Source organism: Bacillus sp. FDAARGOS_1420 (genome assembly GCF_019344915.1).
In the GTDB taxonomy this organism is placed as follows: domain Bacteria; phylum Bacillota; class Bacilli; order Bacillales; family Bacillaceae_G; genus Bacillus_A; species Bacillus_A mycoides.
In genome coordinates, this window is record NZ_JAHWJB010000002.1 from 1,956,437 (window position 1) to 1,972,284 (window position 15,848).

17 protein-coding genes are annotated in these 15,848 nt (G+C 32.0%); 5 read left to right on the top strand and 12 right to left on the bottom strand.

The window, feature by feature from the left end:
* Positions 1 to 49 precede the first annotated feature (49 nt).
* Both I6L50_RS20275 and I6L50_RS20280 read right to left on the bottom strand, forming a co-directional pair.
* Complete coding sequence (locus I6L50_RS20275) at positions 50 to 610, bottom strand: AAA family ATPase (protein ID WP_044444592.1); 561 nt, start codon at positions 608 to 610, stop codon at positions 50 to 52.
* 112 nt (positions 611 to 722) lie between these two features.
* Positions 723 to 1,484, bottom strand: a complete 762-nt coding sequence (locus I6L50_RS20280; RefSeq protein WP_219302676.1) for a class I SAM-dependent methyltransferase — start codon at positions 1,482 to 1,484, stop codon at positions 723 to 725.
* Between the two features lie 203 nt (positions 1,485 to 1,687).
* On the opposite strand from I6L50_RS20280, the gene I6L50_RS20285 reads away from it, so the two are divergent.
* Positions 1,688 to 1,966 (top strand): hypothetical protein, encoded by a 279-nt coding sequence (locus I6L50_RS20285; protein ID WP_113937487.1) that lies wholly within the window; start codon positions 1,688 to 1,690, stop codon positions 1,964 to 1,966.
* 78 nt (positions 1,967 to 2,044) lie between these two features.
* Here I6L50_RS20285 and I6L50_RS20290 read toward each other — a convergent pair whose 3' ends face one another.
* From I6L50_RS20290 to I6L50_RS20300, 3 genes are all read right to left on the bottom strand, one after another.
* Positions 2,045 to 3,841 (bottom strand): Xaa-Pro dipeptidyl-peptidase, encoded by a 1,797-nt coding sequence (locus tag I6L50_RS20290; RefSeq protein ID WP_219302678.1) that lies wholly within the window; start codon positions 3,839 to 3,841, stop codon positions 2,045 to 2,047.
* 136 nt (positions 3,842 to 3,977) lie between these two features.
* Positions 3,978 to 5,354, bottom strand: coding sequence for a sensor histidine kinase (locus I6L50_RS20295; protein WP_219302680.1), 1,377 nt, complete (start codon positions 5,352 to 5,354; stop codon positions 3,978 to 3,980).
* Positions 5,347 to 5,994, bottom strand: a complete 648-nt coding sequence (locus I6L50_RS20300; protein WP_000865958.1) for a response regulator transcription factor — start codon at positions 5,992 to 5,994, stop codon at positions 5,347 to 5,349. Before I6L50_RS20300 ends, I6L50_RS20295 begins: the two co-directional genes overlap by 8 nt.
* A gap of 121 nt (positions 5,995 to 6,115) precedes the next feature.
* On the opposite strand from I6L50_RS20300, the gene I6L50_RS20305 reads away from it, so the two are divergent.
* Positions 6,116 to 6,532, top strand: a complete 417-nt coding sequence (locus I6L50_RS20305; RefSeq protein ID WP_219302682.1) for a hypothetical protein — start codon at positions 6,116 to 6,118, stop codon at positions 6,530 to 6,532.
* A gap of 42 nt (positions 6,533 to 6,574) precedes the next feature.
* On the opposite strand, the gene I6L50_RS20310 is transcribed toward I6L50_RS20305, so the two are convergent.
* The 5 genes from I6L50_RS20310 to I6L50_RS20330 form a co-directional block, all read right to left on the bottom strand.
* On the bottom strand, positions 6,575 to 6,988 hold the full coding sequence (locus I6L50_RS20310) for a GNAT family N-acetyltransferase (protein WP_219302684.1): 414 nt from the start codon (positions 6,986 to 6,988) through the stop codon (positions 6,575 to 6,577).
* Between the two features lie 130 nt (positions 6,989 to 7,118).
* Positions 7,119 to 7,793, bottom strand: coding sequence for an HAD family hydrolase (locus tag I6L50_RS20315; RefSeq protein ID WP_219302686.1), 675 nt, complete (start codon positions 7,791 to 7,793; stop codon positions 7,119 to 7,121).
* Positions 7,794 to 7,822: 29 nt separating this feature from the next.
* Positions 7,823 to 8,524: a 5'-methylthioadenosine/adenosylhomocysteine nucleosidase gene (locus tag I6L50_RS20320; protein ID WP_219302688.1), complete on the bottom strand. Its 702-nt coding sequence runs from the start codon at positions 8,522 to 8,524 to the stop codon at positions 7,823 to 7,825.
* Between the two features lie 13 nt (positions 8,525 to 8,537).
* Positions 8,538 to 10,154: a M3 family metallopeptidase gene (locus tag I6L50_RS20325; protein ID WP_219302690.1), complete on the bottom strand. Its 1,617-nt coding sequence runs from the start codon at positions 10,152 to 10,154 to the stop codon at positions 8,538 to 8,540.
* 113 nt (positions 10,155 to 10,267) lie between these two features.
* Positions 10,268 to 11,557, bottom strand: a complete 1,290-nt coding sequence (locus I6L50_RS20330) for an APC family permease (protein ID WP_219302692.1) — start codon at positions 11,555 to 11,557, stop codon at positions 10,268 to 10,270.
* A gap of 142 nt (positions 11,558 to 11,699) precedes the next feature.
* On the opposite strand from I6L50_RS20330, the gene I6L50_RS20335 reads away from it, so the two are divergent.
* Complete coding sequence (locus I6L50_RS20335; RefSeq protein ID WP_219302694.1) at positions 11,700 to 12,134, top strand: Lrp/AsnC family transcriptional regulator; 435 nt, start codon at positions 11,700 to 11,702, stop codon at positions 12,132 to 12,134.
* Positions 12,135 to 12,222: 88 nt separating this feature from the next.
* Here the strand turns inward: I6L50_RS20335 and I6L50_RS20340 are convergent, their stop codons facing one another.
* Entirely contained in the window at positions 12,223 to 13,494 is a 1,272-nt protein-coding gene (locus I6L50_RS20340) for a helix-turn-helix domain-containing protein (RefSeq protein WP_219302696.1), read from the bottom strand.
* 463 nt (positions 13,495 to 13,957) lie between these two features.
* On the opposite strand from I6L50_RS20340, the gene I6L50_RS20345 reads away from it, so the two are divergent.
* Positions 13,958 to 14,161 carry a hypothetical protein gene (locus I6L50_RS20345; RefSeq protein ID WP_002110388.1) on the top strand — a complete coding sequence of 68 codons (204 nt, stop codon included), beginning with the start codon at positions 13,958 to 13,960 and terminating at the stop codon, positions 14,159 to 14,161.
* A 52-nt stretch (positions 14,162 to 14,213) separates the two neighbouring features.
* On the opposite strand, the gene I6L50_RS20350 is transcribed toward I6L50_RS20345, so the two are convergent.
* On the bottom strand, positions 14,214 to 15,074 hold the full coding sequence (locus I6L50_RS20350) for a DegV family protein (protein ID WP_219302698.1): 861 nt from the start codon (positions 15,072 to 15,074) through the stop codon (positions 14,214 to 14,216).
* Between the two features lie 225 nt (positions 15,075 to 15,299).
* On the opposite strand from I6L50_RS20350, the gene I6L50_RS20355 reads away from it, so the two are divergent.
* Positions 15,300 to 15,731 (top strand): GNAT family N-acetyltransferase, encoded by a 432-nt coding sequence (locus tag I6L50_RS20355; protein ID WP_219302700.1) that lies wholly within the window; start codon positions 15,300 to 15,302, stop codon positions 15,729 to 15,731.
* Positions 15,732 to 15,848: the final 117 nt, after the last annotated feature.

Genomic DNA, 15,848 nt, shown 5'->3' on the forward strand with positions numbered 1-15,848 from the left:
TTAGTAGGAGAATGCTTGGACAATGAAAACGTAACAGCATTTAAGTATTTTACAATCGGAATTTTTCCTTAATCATTACAGCTACTTCTTTAGCACTCAAATGAGTATTATTAATTTTTATGTACTCTTCTTTTTCAATTTCATCATGAAATGAATTTAATCTATGTTTTTTCATCGTTTCTTTTAAATTTTTTTCAGACCATTCAATGTCTCTTTTTTTCGGTTTATGCTCTAGTCTATGTGGACTTTTATTTCGCTCTAATCTTTCATCTAATTCTGCCTCGAGCTCTACAAAATATACTGCTGCGCCTTTTGATTCAAAAATACTTACTACATGGTTTATGTACTCCCAATCCGATTGAAGGTCAAATGCCCATACATATGTAAAAATCATTCCGTATAAATCACTTTTAGACACTTCTTCAAATATTTCATTACGAAACAAACTTACTAATCTTTTTGCTTCCTTTGTACTGTAATCAAAAAATGGACTTACTAAATCAATGGTCATGTGATTATGAAAAATTTTCAAATCTGTTAGTTTCGCTAATTCTTGTCCGACTGTCATTTTCCCGACTGCTTGCGGGCCAAATATTAAGATGAATTTCATTTGTTTTCCTCCGATCTTTCTCTATAAACAATGAAATAAAACATATCCTAAAATTGAAAATAAGGCAGTCGATGTTGTGTCGATTGCCTTATTTTCATGAATAGTTCCTATATTATTCCTTTCGTACAGCTTCAAAAGTAATAATTTGTTCTGCATTTGACGGTTGCTTTTCATAAACATAGTCAGCAGAGCAAGTAATGTCAGTGAAACCTATACTTTCTAAAAGGAGCTTAAACTCTTCTATTCCATACCACCGCATTGCAAAACGTTGTAGTTCAGTTTGTACTAACTGTCCTTTACTCCATTTTTCATATTTTAAATATGATACAGTTACTTGGTTAAGCCAATCTATTTCAATTGATTTATTTTCTAATGTAATTCCGTCCCCGCTTGGCAGAGAAAAAGTCGATGTATGAATCTCACCCGTCTTCCAGTCATATGGAAGCGCAAGATCTACAATTAAACGCCCGCCTAGATTAAGATGTCGATAAAAACATTTCAGAGCATTTATAGAATCATCACGATTTTCAATTAAACAAAAGGATCCAGTAGGAATTATTATCGCTTCATATTTATGTAGCAGTGAAAATTGTTGTAAGCTTCCTTCATATAAATTAGGATGCAAGCCTCTCTCTTTACACCGCATACGGCAAGAGTCTAGCATTTCAGGCGAATAATCTATCCCATCAACTTTAAAGCCAGCTTCAAGAAATGGAATAATGACACGTCCCGATCCTACTGCTGCTTCGAGAATTCTCCCTTTACAACTTTTTAAACGATCTTGATAATATTCAATATCACCATTCAAAGAGTAACCGACAGGTTTTGTGAAATCATATAATTCCGTACAAAGTGTACTATAATAACTAAACATTTATTTTCTCCTCCGTTTTATGTGTACGGAAGATTCTAATTTACTTAATCTTTCCGTACCTCAAATTTTAATGAGAATTCGAAAGAGCTGACTGTCATAATATATCACTCGCTTTCCATAGAATATAATCATATTGTATAATATTCCCTTCAAAATGAACATATAGAAACCAAAATTCAGACTTATACCGAAAGGAGGATATGATGAATTCATTAATTGGATTTGTTTTTCTTCTTATCATATTTAATACACTGATTTTCTTTATAGCAAAGCAGTATAAACGAATATGGAAAATAGCCAGTGGTATTTTCATTCTTTCTTCCCCCATTGTTTTCTTTGCCACTATGCACGTAATTGGAGAAAAAGTAGGAGATGGATTAGCTGGAGGTTTTGCCGCTTTTACCTTTAGTGGCCTTTTAATCATTAATGCAATTTTTTTATTTGTTGTAAATATTATTATATCTACCAATAGAAATGCATAATACACTCCCTATGCTTGTAGACATTTCTATTTCAAAATTTAAAGAGCTTACTATAGTAAGCTCTTCATCAAAAACTATTTATTTCACAATCGGCAATGTCACTTCACTCAATTTCACAGTTAGCTTCGTTCCTGCTTGCGGTCTAATTGTATAATCGTAATCACTTGCGATTAAAACGATTCCCATTTGATGCCCTGCTTTAAATACGTAATCATCTGGCTGCATGTCCCATGTAAATGTGTAATCTTTACCAGGTTGAATCGCTGTTGAATTTTCTATACTATTTAAGTTTTGCGGATCCATCCAACCTCTCGTTACAATTTCAGGCTTCGCTCCGCCATAATCAACGAGTAAAGCTGTTAAATTCGAAACAGATCGATCAATATTTCCTGTTATTGAAATTTTAGGCGTACCACTTATTCGCATATCTTTTTGCAGTACAGGCATTGTATATACTAATCGATTCGCTATTTCTAACTCAGGGTTTTCTACTAGTTGATTTGACTGTATTTTAGCATCATCTACTAATGAGAAAACATTGTTTACTGATCCCATACTTAATGGTAGATTGACTGCTTTATTACTTAAATACATACGGACTTTTGATGGTACAGCTGCTGGATCTGGCCAATTTTTTATTTTTTGCCACGATTTATTTTCACGTTGTACATCTACCATCGGTTCATCCATAATTCCATTTTCAATTCCATATAACCAATAATCGAACCATTTATTTTGGGTTTGTTGCCAGTTATTACTTGATGTTCCACCATGTCCACCTTGATGTAACCACATTTTACGAGGAACATTATTTTCACCAAGAGCTTCCCACCACTGTGCGAACTGCTTCGTTTTTACATTCCAATCATTTAAACCGTGAACAACAAACACACTAGCCTTCACATTCTTAACATCTTTTACATAGTTACGTTTATCCCAAAAGGCGTTATAATCGCCTGTTTTACGATCTTGTCCAGCTGTTAGTTCTTTAATAATTTGCCCGCAAACTTCAGGGTTCTTTCTTGTTAGTACTGCTTCTGCCATATTATCTGTATCTTCTCCTTGATATCCACCTGGCGCAATTACTGCCCCATTTGCACGATAATAGTCATACCAACTACTAATCGCTGCGATTGGAATAATTGTTTTTAACCCTTCCACTCCTGTCGTTGCGACAGCATTCGGTAACGTACCATTATAAGAAACTCCTGTCATTCCTACATTTCCCGAAGACCAATTTGCATTTACTTCCTTACCATCCTCTGTATATGCTTTCGCACGCCCATTTACCCAATCAATGACAGACTTCGTCCCAAGTATTTCTTGCTCATCTCCAGTGGTCGGACATCCATCTGATTTCCCAGTTCCGATACTTTCACCTAAAATGACTGCATATCCTCTTGGAACGTAATAATTTCCGTATGAACCAAGATTAACAGCTCCATACGGTTTTCCTCCATATGCATTCAATTCTTCATCAACACTATAAACAGGAACATCTTTCAATCCAAATCGATATGGACTCATTTCATAAATAACAGGGACTTTCACATCTGGATTTGTCTTTGGGCGCATAACCTTTACTGATACACGATCTTTTTTACCATCTCGATCACTATCAACTTCTGTCTCTACAAATAAATTTTCTACGATGGCCTCATCAAGTGAATAGATTGGCTTCGTCATCCCATTTTCTAATTCAATTTTTGTGTTTGGAGTTAAAGCTTCTGAGACTTGACCATTTAACTTAATATCACTCCCTTTTACAGACCTCCCTTCCTTATTTTCCGCATGTGCAGTCATACTAGAAACTCCTGAAGTAATTGTTAAAGATAATATAGCTGAAAGTGTTATTGCTAATTTCTTTTTCCTCATGCCCTTCCCTCCCCATATATTCCTTCTTTTACTATACATTAAAAATGCAGAAAATTCAGTTTATATTTTATAGAAAGTTGAGAAATTTGTAAAACATTCAAATCTTTCAAGATAATAGAAAAGGAACTAATAATAATTAGTTCCTATCTATATACATATAAAATTGTATTTCTCCATCTTCTACCGAAACTCCGTATTCAAATCCATGTCTTTCTAATATACTTTTTACAATCGCTAATCCTAATCCAGTACCTGATTTTTCTTTGCTACGTGAAGACTCTAATACGTAAAAAGGCTCCCAAATTTTATCTATCTCTTTACTGCCCTCAGCAGCAATACCATTTTGAATTTGAAAATACACAATGCCATTTTTCTCTTCTAATATGATTTTTATATTTTGATTCGTTGTATATTTTATCGCATTAGAAATTAAATTTTGAAAGACCATTCTCATTTTATTTAAATCAGCATAAACAATCGTGTCACCAACACTATAGTTCACTTGCAACTTGATTTCTTTCGACTCCAGTTCAATCTTATGCTTATCTATTATACTTTGTACTAGTGGTTCAATAGGGAATTCTTCTTTTTGTAAAATATCTCTTTCTAGTTTAGAGAATCGCAATAACTCTTCAATTAAATTTGAAATTTGATCTGTTTGTTTAATGATTGTATCAACATATGTGCCATCATCTAAACCGTCTTTTATTCCCATAGAATATGCTTTTACTAATGCGATTGGCGTTTTTAATTCATGAGTTACATCGCCCATAAATCGTTTTAAGTGGTCATTTCGATCTGTTAAATCTTGATGTGCTTCATGTAATTTATCACTCATAATGTTTATACTATTTGCTAAATCACCTATTTCATCATTCGTTTTAACTTTCGTCCGTTTAAATTTCAGACGTGAAATATCTTCTGCGACATCACTCAATTCATTCAGTGGTGTAGTGATTGTTTTTGAAAAAATCCAGACGAGCACGATAATAAGAAATAGTGAGAATCCCAAAATGTATAAATAAAATGAGTTAAGCGTGTTAATTACTTCATTGGAATGTGCGATAGAAACTCCTACTAAAATCAACATATCATCTTTCGCAATGTATTTCGCAAAAAAACTAGATTTTATCTTTTCTTGATCATATATTTTATTCGATTGTCCGAGGTTCTTCACTTTCGTAATTTCTTCTTTTGTAATCCAAAGTTTATTCAATGCAACTCTCTTTTTTGTAAGTTGCATGCGTAATTCTTCATTAATAGCATCTTCTGAACTATTTATTGATGTATACGCAATCGTAACATTACCTTCATTTTCAATACGATTTATAGCATCATCCAGCTCTTTACGCGGTATCGACTGGATTTGCGCTGTAATGCCTTCTAAGCTTTCGCGTGTTTTGTGCACATTATATTTTGGTAAAAAATAGTTAATTAATAATAAAGAGATGGCAAAAATAAGGATGACTGTTAAAGAGATGCTGAAAAATAACTTTTTACCGAGTTTATTCACACTCTTCCTCCAAACTGTATCCTAAACCGCGATGTGTCTTTATAATATTTTCTCCTATTTTTTTACGTAATCTTCTTACATGCGTATCAACCGTTCGCTCTTCCCCAAAATAATCAAATCCCCAGACTATATCTAACAACTTTTTCCTCGTTAAAATCGTGCCTTTATGATTTAAAAAGCACTTTATTAATTGTAATTCTGTCTTTGTAATGTCTAATTCTTTCTCATTTTTATATACTTTATTTTTGGTGAAATCTATTTTTAAATCTTGAACTTGAATAACATCTTCATGCTGTACAAGCTTTTTCGCTCGCGTAATTAGCACTCCTGGGTGAAATGGTTTTTTCACATACTCATCTGCCCCACTTTGAAGAGCTGCTAATTCATCTTCACTTTCACTTTTCGCAGTAAGCATTAATACTTTTACACTCGAATTCTTTTTTATTTCCTGACAGACAGTAATACCACTACTTTTCGGCATCATCCAGTCTAAAATAGCTAAGTCAATTTTCTCATCATAAAATATTTGAAGTGCTTCCTCTCCATCCTTTGCTAATAAAACTTCGAAGCCTTCTTTTTCAAAATACGCTTTTAAAATTTTCAGCATATCTTGTTCATCATCTGCGATTAATACTTTCATTACATTTCCTCCATTACTTATAAACAAATATCAATTTTATCATACAACTTCTTTGTTACATCAATGTGACATAAAAATATTTACAACGTTTGAGGGTATAGTAAGTGTGAGGTGTTGTTTCATGTTCAAAAAAATAGGAGTCATTACTCTTCTCTTCTTTTTATTATCAACAAATGCGTTCGCAAATACAAATAAACAAATTGAAGTATTTGATTGTAAAAAAGAAATGGTGGTCCAAAAACAATCTTTAGATTCAGCCATCCAAAAAGAAGCAGTTCAATACGCAAAATCAATTACTGGTCCATTTAAAAACTTAAATGTCGTTCCGAAAGATGGTCATATGATAAAAATCCCGTTATCAAAACCTGTTCCTATTACAAATCAATGGTTACATACAACAATCGATGAAGTACTCATCCTTCTCCCACTTAATGAAAAACCTTACATTATGCTTTACGATGATGAGAATAATCCCCATTTTTATTATGTAAAAGGTGATCCGAAGTGTTTATTGAAACAAATGAATGTTAAGATGTAATTGCATAAGAAAGGTTCCATACGCAATGAGCATGGAACCTTTCTACAATATTATATAGTGACTCGAACCTTTATAATATTCTCCTTTTACAAATCCATTTGCGCTATAAAACTCATCACCTTGCTTTGTATCCGAATGTAGAACAACAACGTGAAAATACTTTTCCGCATGTCTTAATAGTTGCTTTAATAACAACTTCCCTAATCCGATGCGCCGATAATCCTTTGAAATATAAAATCTCCTCAATCGGCCAATCTTATTATCTTTCGTATACGGATCTTGATTTAATCCACCGATTCCAATTAACGTATCACCTCGAAAAATGCCATATAAACATTCGCCCGTTTTACTAAATGTATTTCTTTTACTTTCATATTCATTTATTAGTTTTATTAAGAAGTTAAATCCTTCTTCTTTACTTTCCTGGACAAGGTGATTGACCTCATATTTTAGCAAATCTCCAATTCGTTTTATTTGTATATTTTCCAGCTTACTCCCCCACTTTCTCTATCCAAATGTATCTTTTTAAAAAATAAAAATGCCCAAGAATATATTATCCTGAGCATTCATTTGAATGTGAACTTATTCATTTTGTTATGTACGTATTCTTCAATTCTGGTAATATCCCCTTCAGTTCCATTAAATCATCAATTACTAAATCAGCATGAGCAAGCTCATCTTCTTGTGCAAAATCAAAATTACATCCAATCGCAATTAAACCATTATCTTTTGCCGCATTAATATCCGATAAACGATCCCCAACTACCGCTGCCTCTTTTATATCATACTTCTTCAAAATACCTTTAACTAAGTCACCTTTATTTAGCGAGTGTATTTGTTCAATACTGAATATTTCCGTAACCCATTGGTCTAAATCATAATAAGATACGATTGCCTGTAAATATTCCGTTAAACCATTACTAGCAATGTAAATGGAACAGTTATTTTCTTTTATAAAACTAAAAATTTCCTTTACATTCGGATATAAAGCACCATTTCCGTTCTTTATATTTTCAATTAGTCTTTCTAAAAAATATGCATCTGTTTGTTCCCTTACTTCATTAGAATGATTAGGTAATAAAGCTTCCCAAACTTTAGGTAAAGGTACACCCATAATTTCACGATATTTATCAATTGGTGTTATCGTATTCCATAATTGTAGTGACCGTAAATGATCAAATGTATCATCTAGTGATAACTCTAAAATTTTATCTGTTTGAAATAAAGTTCCATCCATATCGAAAATTAGTGCTTGTAACATGATATTCTCTCCCATTCTTTACTTATGAACTACAATACAGCTTTACTCGAAATATTTTTAAGCATCTCAACAATAATTTCTGAACAATAATTCGCTGCAGTTTTCGCGAAATCATCATATGAAACTTGCGCTGAATCATCTGCACTGTCAGAAATGCATCTCAAAACGAGAAACGGTATGTCATTTATATAAGCAACATGTCCAATTGCTGCTCCTTCCATTTCTGTACAATGAGGTGCATATTCAGTGACTAATTGCTCCTTTAATTTTGAATCCTCGACGAAGCATTCTCCGCTGACGATTCTTCCTTCATGAACAGTAATATTTAAACTACTACTATTAACAGCTTTTCGGGCTAAATCTCTTAATTCCTCGCTTGCATGAAACGTTTCTTGAAACGGAAATAGATTCTTCATTTGATTTTTATTAACATCATGATGCGTAACATTTGTAGAAATAACTAGATCACCAATTTTCACATCCGGATGTAATCCACCCGCAACACCTGTATTAATGATAGAATCCACATCAAATTTATTAATTAAAATTTGTGTACATGCGGCGGCATTTACCTTTCCTACACCACATCGCGTAATAATAATTTCTGTATCCATGAAGTTTCCTTTATAAAAAGGTATTCCCGCAATAGTATGTTCCTCTTTAATAAGTAGTTTTTCTAATAGTAAGTCTATTTCTATTTGCATTGCTCCGATAATGCCGATTCTGTTCATGTATGTAGTCCCCTTAATTAATTTGCAAATATTCATCAATATCTTTATGAATTTGCATAAAAGCTTTATTCCAAAATTCATACTCCGTTAGATCAATATCAAAATGTTTTTTCATCAATTCTTCAACTGGGGCCTTTCCTGTTTCTCGTAAAAACTCTTTATACCTCAAATGAAATGCATTTTTATTTTTATTTTCCTTTGCTATTTCGATTAAACTAAAACTCGCTAAATACCCAAATGTGTATGGATAATTATAAAAAGGAACATCTGCTATATAAAACTGAACGTATTTCATCCAAACAAACGGTTGATATTCTGTTAGTGCATTCCCGTATGCCTTTTCTTGCGCGGCTATAGATAATTTCTCAATTTCATCAGCACTTAAAGGACCTTCCTTGCATTCTTCATAAAACTTCTTCTCAAACTGAAACGATGCACGAATTGCCATAACATAATTAAAACTATTTCTAATTTTCCAGCTAAGCAATGACTTTTTCATCTCTACACAATCTGTTGTTTGAATTAAATAATTCATGATTACGGTTTCAAAGAAAATAGACGCTGATTCAGCTGTACTCATCGGCAGATAATCATCTAAAAATGTTGTAGATTGTTCAAGACTCATAACATAAAAATGCCAAGCGTGTCCCAGTTCATGAGCAAGTACTCTTACACTATCAATTGTTCCATCATAACGAAGTGAAATGCGAGATTCTTTTTCACTGAAAAAAGGAGCACAAAATCCACCCGGTGGTTTATTATCTCTCGGTTCAGCATCGATCCAGCCATTCGCTATTGCATTCTGTGCGAACTGTGCCAATTCTTCATCTATATTTTTTAGTGCATCATATATGTTTTTTACTGCTACTGAAAAAGGAATAACAGTCTCATTACTTTCTTTCCATGTCATTAGCTCGTACCATGTAATTGAATTCTTTCCTTTTTTATAACCGTTTAACGCAATTACTAGCTTCGTAAGATTTTGTTCCGTTGCATTCCACATCTGGGATAATGCAATTTCAGAGATGCCATTTGCTTGTAGTGATTGTTTTAAAATCTCTGTCCCTTCCATTTCATCACTTTTAGCATGACGTAATCTTCCTATTTGATTCAATACAGTAGCAAAGATATCTTTTTCCTTATTCAAAGCATTTGTAAGAGAATCAAATACTATTACTCTTTCATTATGATCATCACTATTCATCGCAACGTAATTTGCTTGTCCAAATGATAAAGTCTCTTTATCGTGTATTACTTCTATTTTATTTCTTAATTGTGTATACATATCTTCCCAAGCTTTTAATTCATTTTCTATTAGTTTAATACTTGAATGATTTGTATTAACACTTTGTCCCTTACTAGATTCTATTAATAGTTGAACTTCTTTCTTTAATTGATTTACTTTTACACTTAGTAAAGTATTTTCAGGATGCTTCTCATCTTCAGCAGCACGGCAATATAAGTAATACTCTGCTTTTTCGATAGCCTGTATAAGTTGTGAAAGGATTACTGAATCTTTTGTTGCTTTATATTCTATAATTAACCGTTCTATAAAAAATATAAGATCTTGTTTATTAGAATAAAGTCTGTCTAAATCCCATTTAGTTGGAGCTTGAATACGTATATTCATTTTAATAGCCTCCTATTTTTACAAATAGTTACAACAATTTAATCCCTCCATAATTATATATGAATATCCAATATTTAGATATCTCTAAATATTAAAACTTAAACGAATTTATTTTAACATTCCTTATTCTGCTCCCTCCCATTTACAAGTCTACCTTTTATGCAATATAAATAGCATAAAGACGCTAAAGCCACAACTATTGGAATAAGTATGACTCCTCCAATAAAGGGATAAACCGCTATACAACATGTAAAAGCTATTATAGAAAAAACTTTACCTAATCTATTATTTATTAACTTAATTCCGGCCGCAGTACCGACTATATATGTAACAATCCCTAACGAGTTCGGTATTAATACGATTCTATCTATACTAATATGAAAAACGAAACATATTAACAAACCTATTATTGCAATAAAACCTACAACTTTTATTGCATTTGTTGGCGCTGCTCTTTTTACATTAATACTTGCTAAAAAACGAGGTGCAACTTCTTCCTGCCCTAGCGAATAGCCTAAACGGCCCACGCTTGCGATAAATGCATTTGTCGTCCCTAAGCAAATAATAAAAGCTACAAATCCAATTAACCATGCAAATTGATTACCTAAAGTTTGTTTTATTACAAGTACTAGAGCTGTAGTATTATCAGCATTAATATGATATGATTTTGTTCCAATTACTGATAATGCAATCCCCATATATAAAACTCCAATAATAATAATTGCAAATCCTGTAGACAAAATAATATTTCTTTTTCTAGGTGCTTTAAATTCTGGAGCTAAACTCGCAATTGCTTCCCAACCGAAAAACGACCAAAAAATTAATAATGACGCATCTAAAATCGGGTTTACTGCTTTCATAGAAATATGTACATTTATATTTTTCATTTCAATATAAGGTAGTGAGCTTATAATTGTTACGATTAAAATAAAAAAAGTTAATACACCGATACATACTTGAAATGAACCGCTCATTTTTAATCCAAATAAATTAAAGCCGATAGAAATACTTACTATGATTAACCCGATAATATAAGAAAAATACGATGGTAAAGAAAAGACTTTTACTATATACATTCCACCTGTCAGTGATACAATGATTTGCCCAACACTACCTGCGATAAAAAAACACCACCCTATAATCGCACCTACTTTTTTACCAAAAGCCTTCTCAGAAAAAGTTGCAATTCCCCCTGCACTTGGATGCTCAATAGATAAAAAAGCGAATGTTAATGCAAGTGGGATACTAAGTAAAATCATAATAAGCCAAGAAATAATCGCATTCCCTTCCGCTATACTCGCAGTCATACCAGGTAAAATAAGAATTCCTGATCCTAAAACTGCCCCTACGTATAAAGCTGTTCCCTTTTTAATAGAAATTGTTTCGTCGAAATGATTAGACATTACATGCACCTCCATTTATATTTTAATTATAGAAAGTTATCAGTCTATTCAACATTCAATTGTGTATGTAATTTAGCATTAGATTTTACATTATGCCTGTATTTCAGAAATTTACTTTCAACTTTGCAAAGGAGCATGAGTAATGGATGAGATTGATAAGAAAATAACCCTATTATTACAAGAAGATGCGAGGATGACAATTACAGAAATGACTGAGCATCTACACCTTAGCCGCCCTAGCGTTACAGAAAGACTAAAAAGGTTACAAGATGCAGGAATAATTGAGAAATATACCGTACGGGTATCATTAAATGCAGTTGGAAAATCAATTCAAGCATTTTTAAGAATTGAAAATCTAAAGATTCCTTGTAAAAAATTCGAGGAGAAAATCTACGAAGAATATAGAATACTCGAATGTCATCGAGTCACAGGTGAAAGTAGCTATTACTTAAAAGTAGCAGTTCACTCTATGAAGGAATTAGAGGAATTAATTGATATCGTTATTCCGTTTGGTACAGTAAAAACTTCGATGATCTTATCTTCACCAATACCATATCGGCCAGTAATTATAGAATAGCAATAAAAAAGGTTATCCAAAAGGCATAAAATATACTACTCTTTTGGATAACCCTTTACAATTTATTAGAATTTTTGACTAAACTTCTTTATAAGTCCATTTTATTTTCAGCTGATATTTTATAATACTTCGCAGATAATTTATAAGAGCGATTCTCATTATAAAAGTTACCCAACTCATAGGATAATTCAACAACTAAGCGATGTTGTTTTTTTTCTAATCCCACTTCAATTGCTTTTTGCATATTTTTCTCATATTCATAATAATCTCCACGTATTTTGAATACTTTAGCTTTCAACCCATATAGTTGGACAAATGCAATTGGTACATCATAAATCGATAAAAAATGAAATGCTTCATTCATAACCTTATTAACATTTTTCCAATCTTTAAGTTCTATGTAAACTTCCAACATGTTTCGTAACGCATATACTTTTTGATCTTTCTGTGATAAAAATTCACTTAATTCCAAAGTTTTTTCGTAGTATTTAATGGCATTCGTATAGTCTTTCAAACCTTGATAAATTTTACCGTAATCATATGAAATGATAGGTAAATACTTTGAATCACCATTAGTAGCCAAACTATTTTCTACTTGCTGTAAAATTTCAAGTGCCTTTTCATATAACTCATCCATAATATACAATATTGCAAGCATTAAAAGTGTATTTATTACGTTTTTCTGCATACCATTTTTTCTGTATATGTTGTAAGCTTTTAAGGCATACAAACGACTAATACTTTTATCTTTATAAAGCTCCTTATATACATGACATAAATTATAGTATATATGACCATGTTGTTCAGTTTCTTCTGCACCAAGTAAACTCTCAGCCTGTACATAAATATCATGAGCAGCACTGTAGTCTTGTTTATTATAAAAATATAAACCTCGAGCTTTTAAATAATAAATATAATCTTCAGGATCTTGCATTTCGACCTGACTTGGTATCATTTGCGAAGCTTGATCTATAAGCGACTTCACATATAACACGTTTTTTTGTCGGGCATGATAGTATATAAGTACACCATATACCTTTAGTAATAAAGGGATTGAATCTACTTCACGAACGTATAATTCTAACAAAGATAAGTCAGCTTCTGTAATACTTTTATCTTTTTTATATTTATTACATATTTTAAAAATAGTAAGCTGTATCTCCTCGTAATTTCCATTTATAAGATAATCGCTCTTAACTTCTAACTTCTTAGAAACCTTTTTTATAAAAGAAGATGACGGTTTTATTTTTCCACTTTCTATTCTACTCAAATATGTTATTGAGCATATTTCTGATACGAGCTCCCCCTGTGTCAATCCTTTATGCATACGAACTTGCCGAATACGTTCCCCAATTTCCATCTTTTTCTCTCCCTAATTAACCATTTCATGCTTTTCACTAAATAAGTCATTATGTATTTCTTAATCTTTCATACTATATAAAATATACAATTTCACAAATGTAAAAAAATGTATCATTTATTTTAATATTACATTCATATTATGATTATTTCTAGATAGCTTGTTAAATTTAATGGTTTAAATTTAAGGTTTTTGCCCACTTTTTTCATACAATTTTACTTCTTGTTATTAACAAAGACGGCGCCATATACTTGAATTACGATAAACTTAATGAAAAGGATTGAACTACATGTAAACTATCATTCTTAAAATAGATCGAATGGTTAATTACATTTACCTAGTACATGGAAGACATCTATTGTAAATGAAAATAAATTAAATGAGCTCAATAGATGAATTATCAATATCACATCCTAGAAATTAGTTTGTCGAATTATTTAGTAAATATGAAAGGATGACAAATATGATTGTAAAAACAAAAAAAGATTCAACACGAAAAATAGCAAGATATGTTGGAGGCGCTGCTACTCTTTTATTGCTAGCATCCTTCCTTTATCAGTGGAACAATGGTTTAGTAGTTGATGATACTGAAATATTTAGTTTCATACTAGCCTTCACTTGTTTCCTTTATACCTTCTTACCTATAAAACAAAGCACTAATAAATAGTAAATTCTATATTTTATTTAAAGAAAAAAGGATTGATCAAAAGATCAATCCTTTACTCTACTTCATTTAAGAAGAACAATGTTAACGCACCAGGTCCTGTATGCGCTCCGATTGCTGCTCCAATTGTATTTACGATAAATACTTCACAGCCGAATCTTTCAGTAATTAATGCTTTTAATGCTTCGGCAGTTTCTAAATCATCACCGTGAGTCATACCGATTGTTTGACCTTTAAGGTCTTTCCCACGCTCTTCCATAATATCAACAATTCGGCTTAATACTTTCTTTTTCCCTCGTACCTTTTCAAGTGGTACAAGTTTTCCTTCATCCACATTTAAGATTGGCTTAATGTTTAGCAAACCACCGATGAAACCGGCTACTTTACTTAAACGTCCACCTCTAACAAGGTACTGTAAGTCAGCTACAGTGAAGATATGCTCCATATGCTCCATTAGAAAAGCGACACGGTTTAATATTTCTTCTTTTGATGCGCCCTCTTTTGCCATTTTTGCAGCCTCTAATACGACAATACCCTGACCGAGTGAGGCACATTTTGTATCGATAATTTCTAAATCTAAATCAGTGTATGTTTCTTTCACTTCTTTTTTAATGAGAACTGACGATTGATATGTACCAGACAATTCAGATGAAAAAGCTAAATATATACAAGGGTTACCTTCTTTTGCATAGGAAATAAATTTTTCTTGGAATGTTTCAAGTGAAGGCAATGACGTTTTATAAACTGCGCCTTCTCTCATTTTTTGCAGTAATGTAACTGATTTTAATGTAACCCCATCTAAATACTCTGTTTCTGTTTCATCATATACACGGAGTGGAATTAAATCTATATCATATGCTTGCAGCAATTCTACCGGTAAATCCGCCGCACTATCCGTAATGATTTTAACACCCATTTTTAAACCTCTATTCTGTTATAAATATAAAAAATATAAAATAAAAATAGTACTTTTAAATTATATACGTAAAACTTAAATGAAGAAAGGAAAAGACTTTATATTGTATGCACTATTATTCAAAACTTGAACTGCAAATAAAAATGATTTCATTTTAACCTCTTTTTACAAGTTATTACACTGTGTATAATGAGAATATTACATTTTTTCTGAGGGAGGATACATATGAGTATTCAACTAGCTACATCTAATGATTTAGAATGGGTTAATAATCATTATGAATCGATAGGATTTGTACCAAGTGATTTAACACGAGACACAGTTGCGATCATTACATATAACAACGAGTATGCAGGTGTTGGACGTTTAGTCCAAATAGATGAAGGTACTATTGAAATGGGTGGAATTTTTATTCTCCCTAAATTTAGAGGTCTACAATTAGCTGGGAAACTCGTTTCATTTTTAGTACAAACTGCAAAAAAATTACAAATACTAAATGTGTATTGTCTTCCTTTCGAGGAATTAGAAAACTTTTATAAAAAATATGGCTATACTGAAGTCGATACTACGAAAGAAGTTGTCCACTCAATTATTCTAAAAAAATATAATTGGTGTTTGGAAAATTACGATAAACATGTTTTACTATTTAAGTTGTGAGTTTTGTAAAAAAGGAGTCAATGCACTTTGTATTACACATCAGATTATACAAGAAATTATCTGTGAATTAGCTTCTTTATTCAAACAACATATACGCCACATTTTATGCCTGTTTTT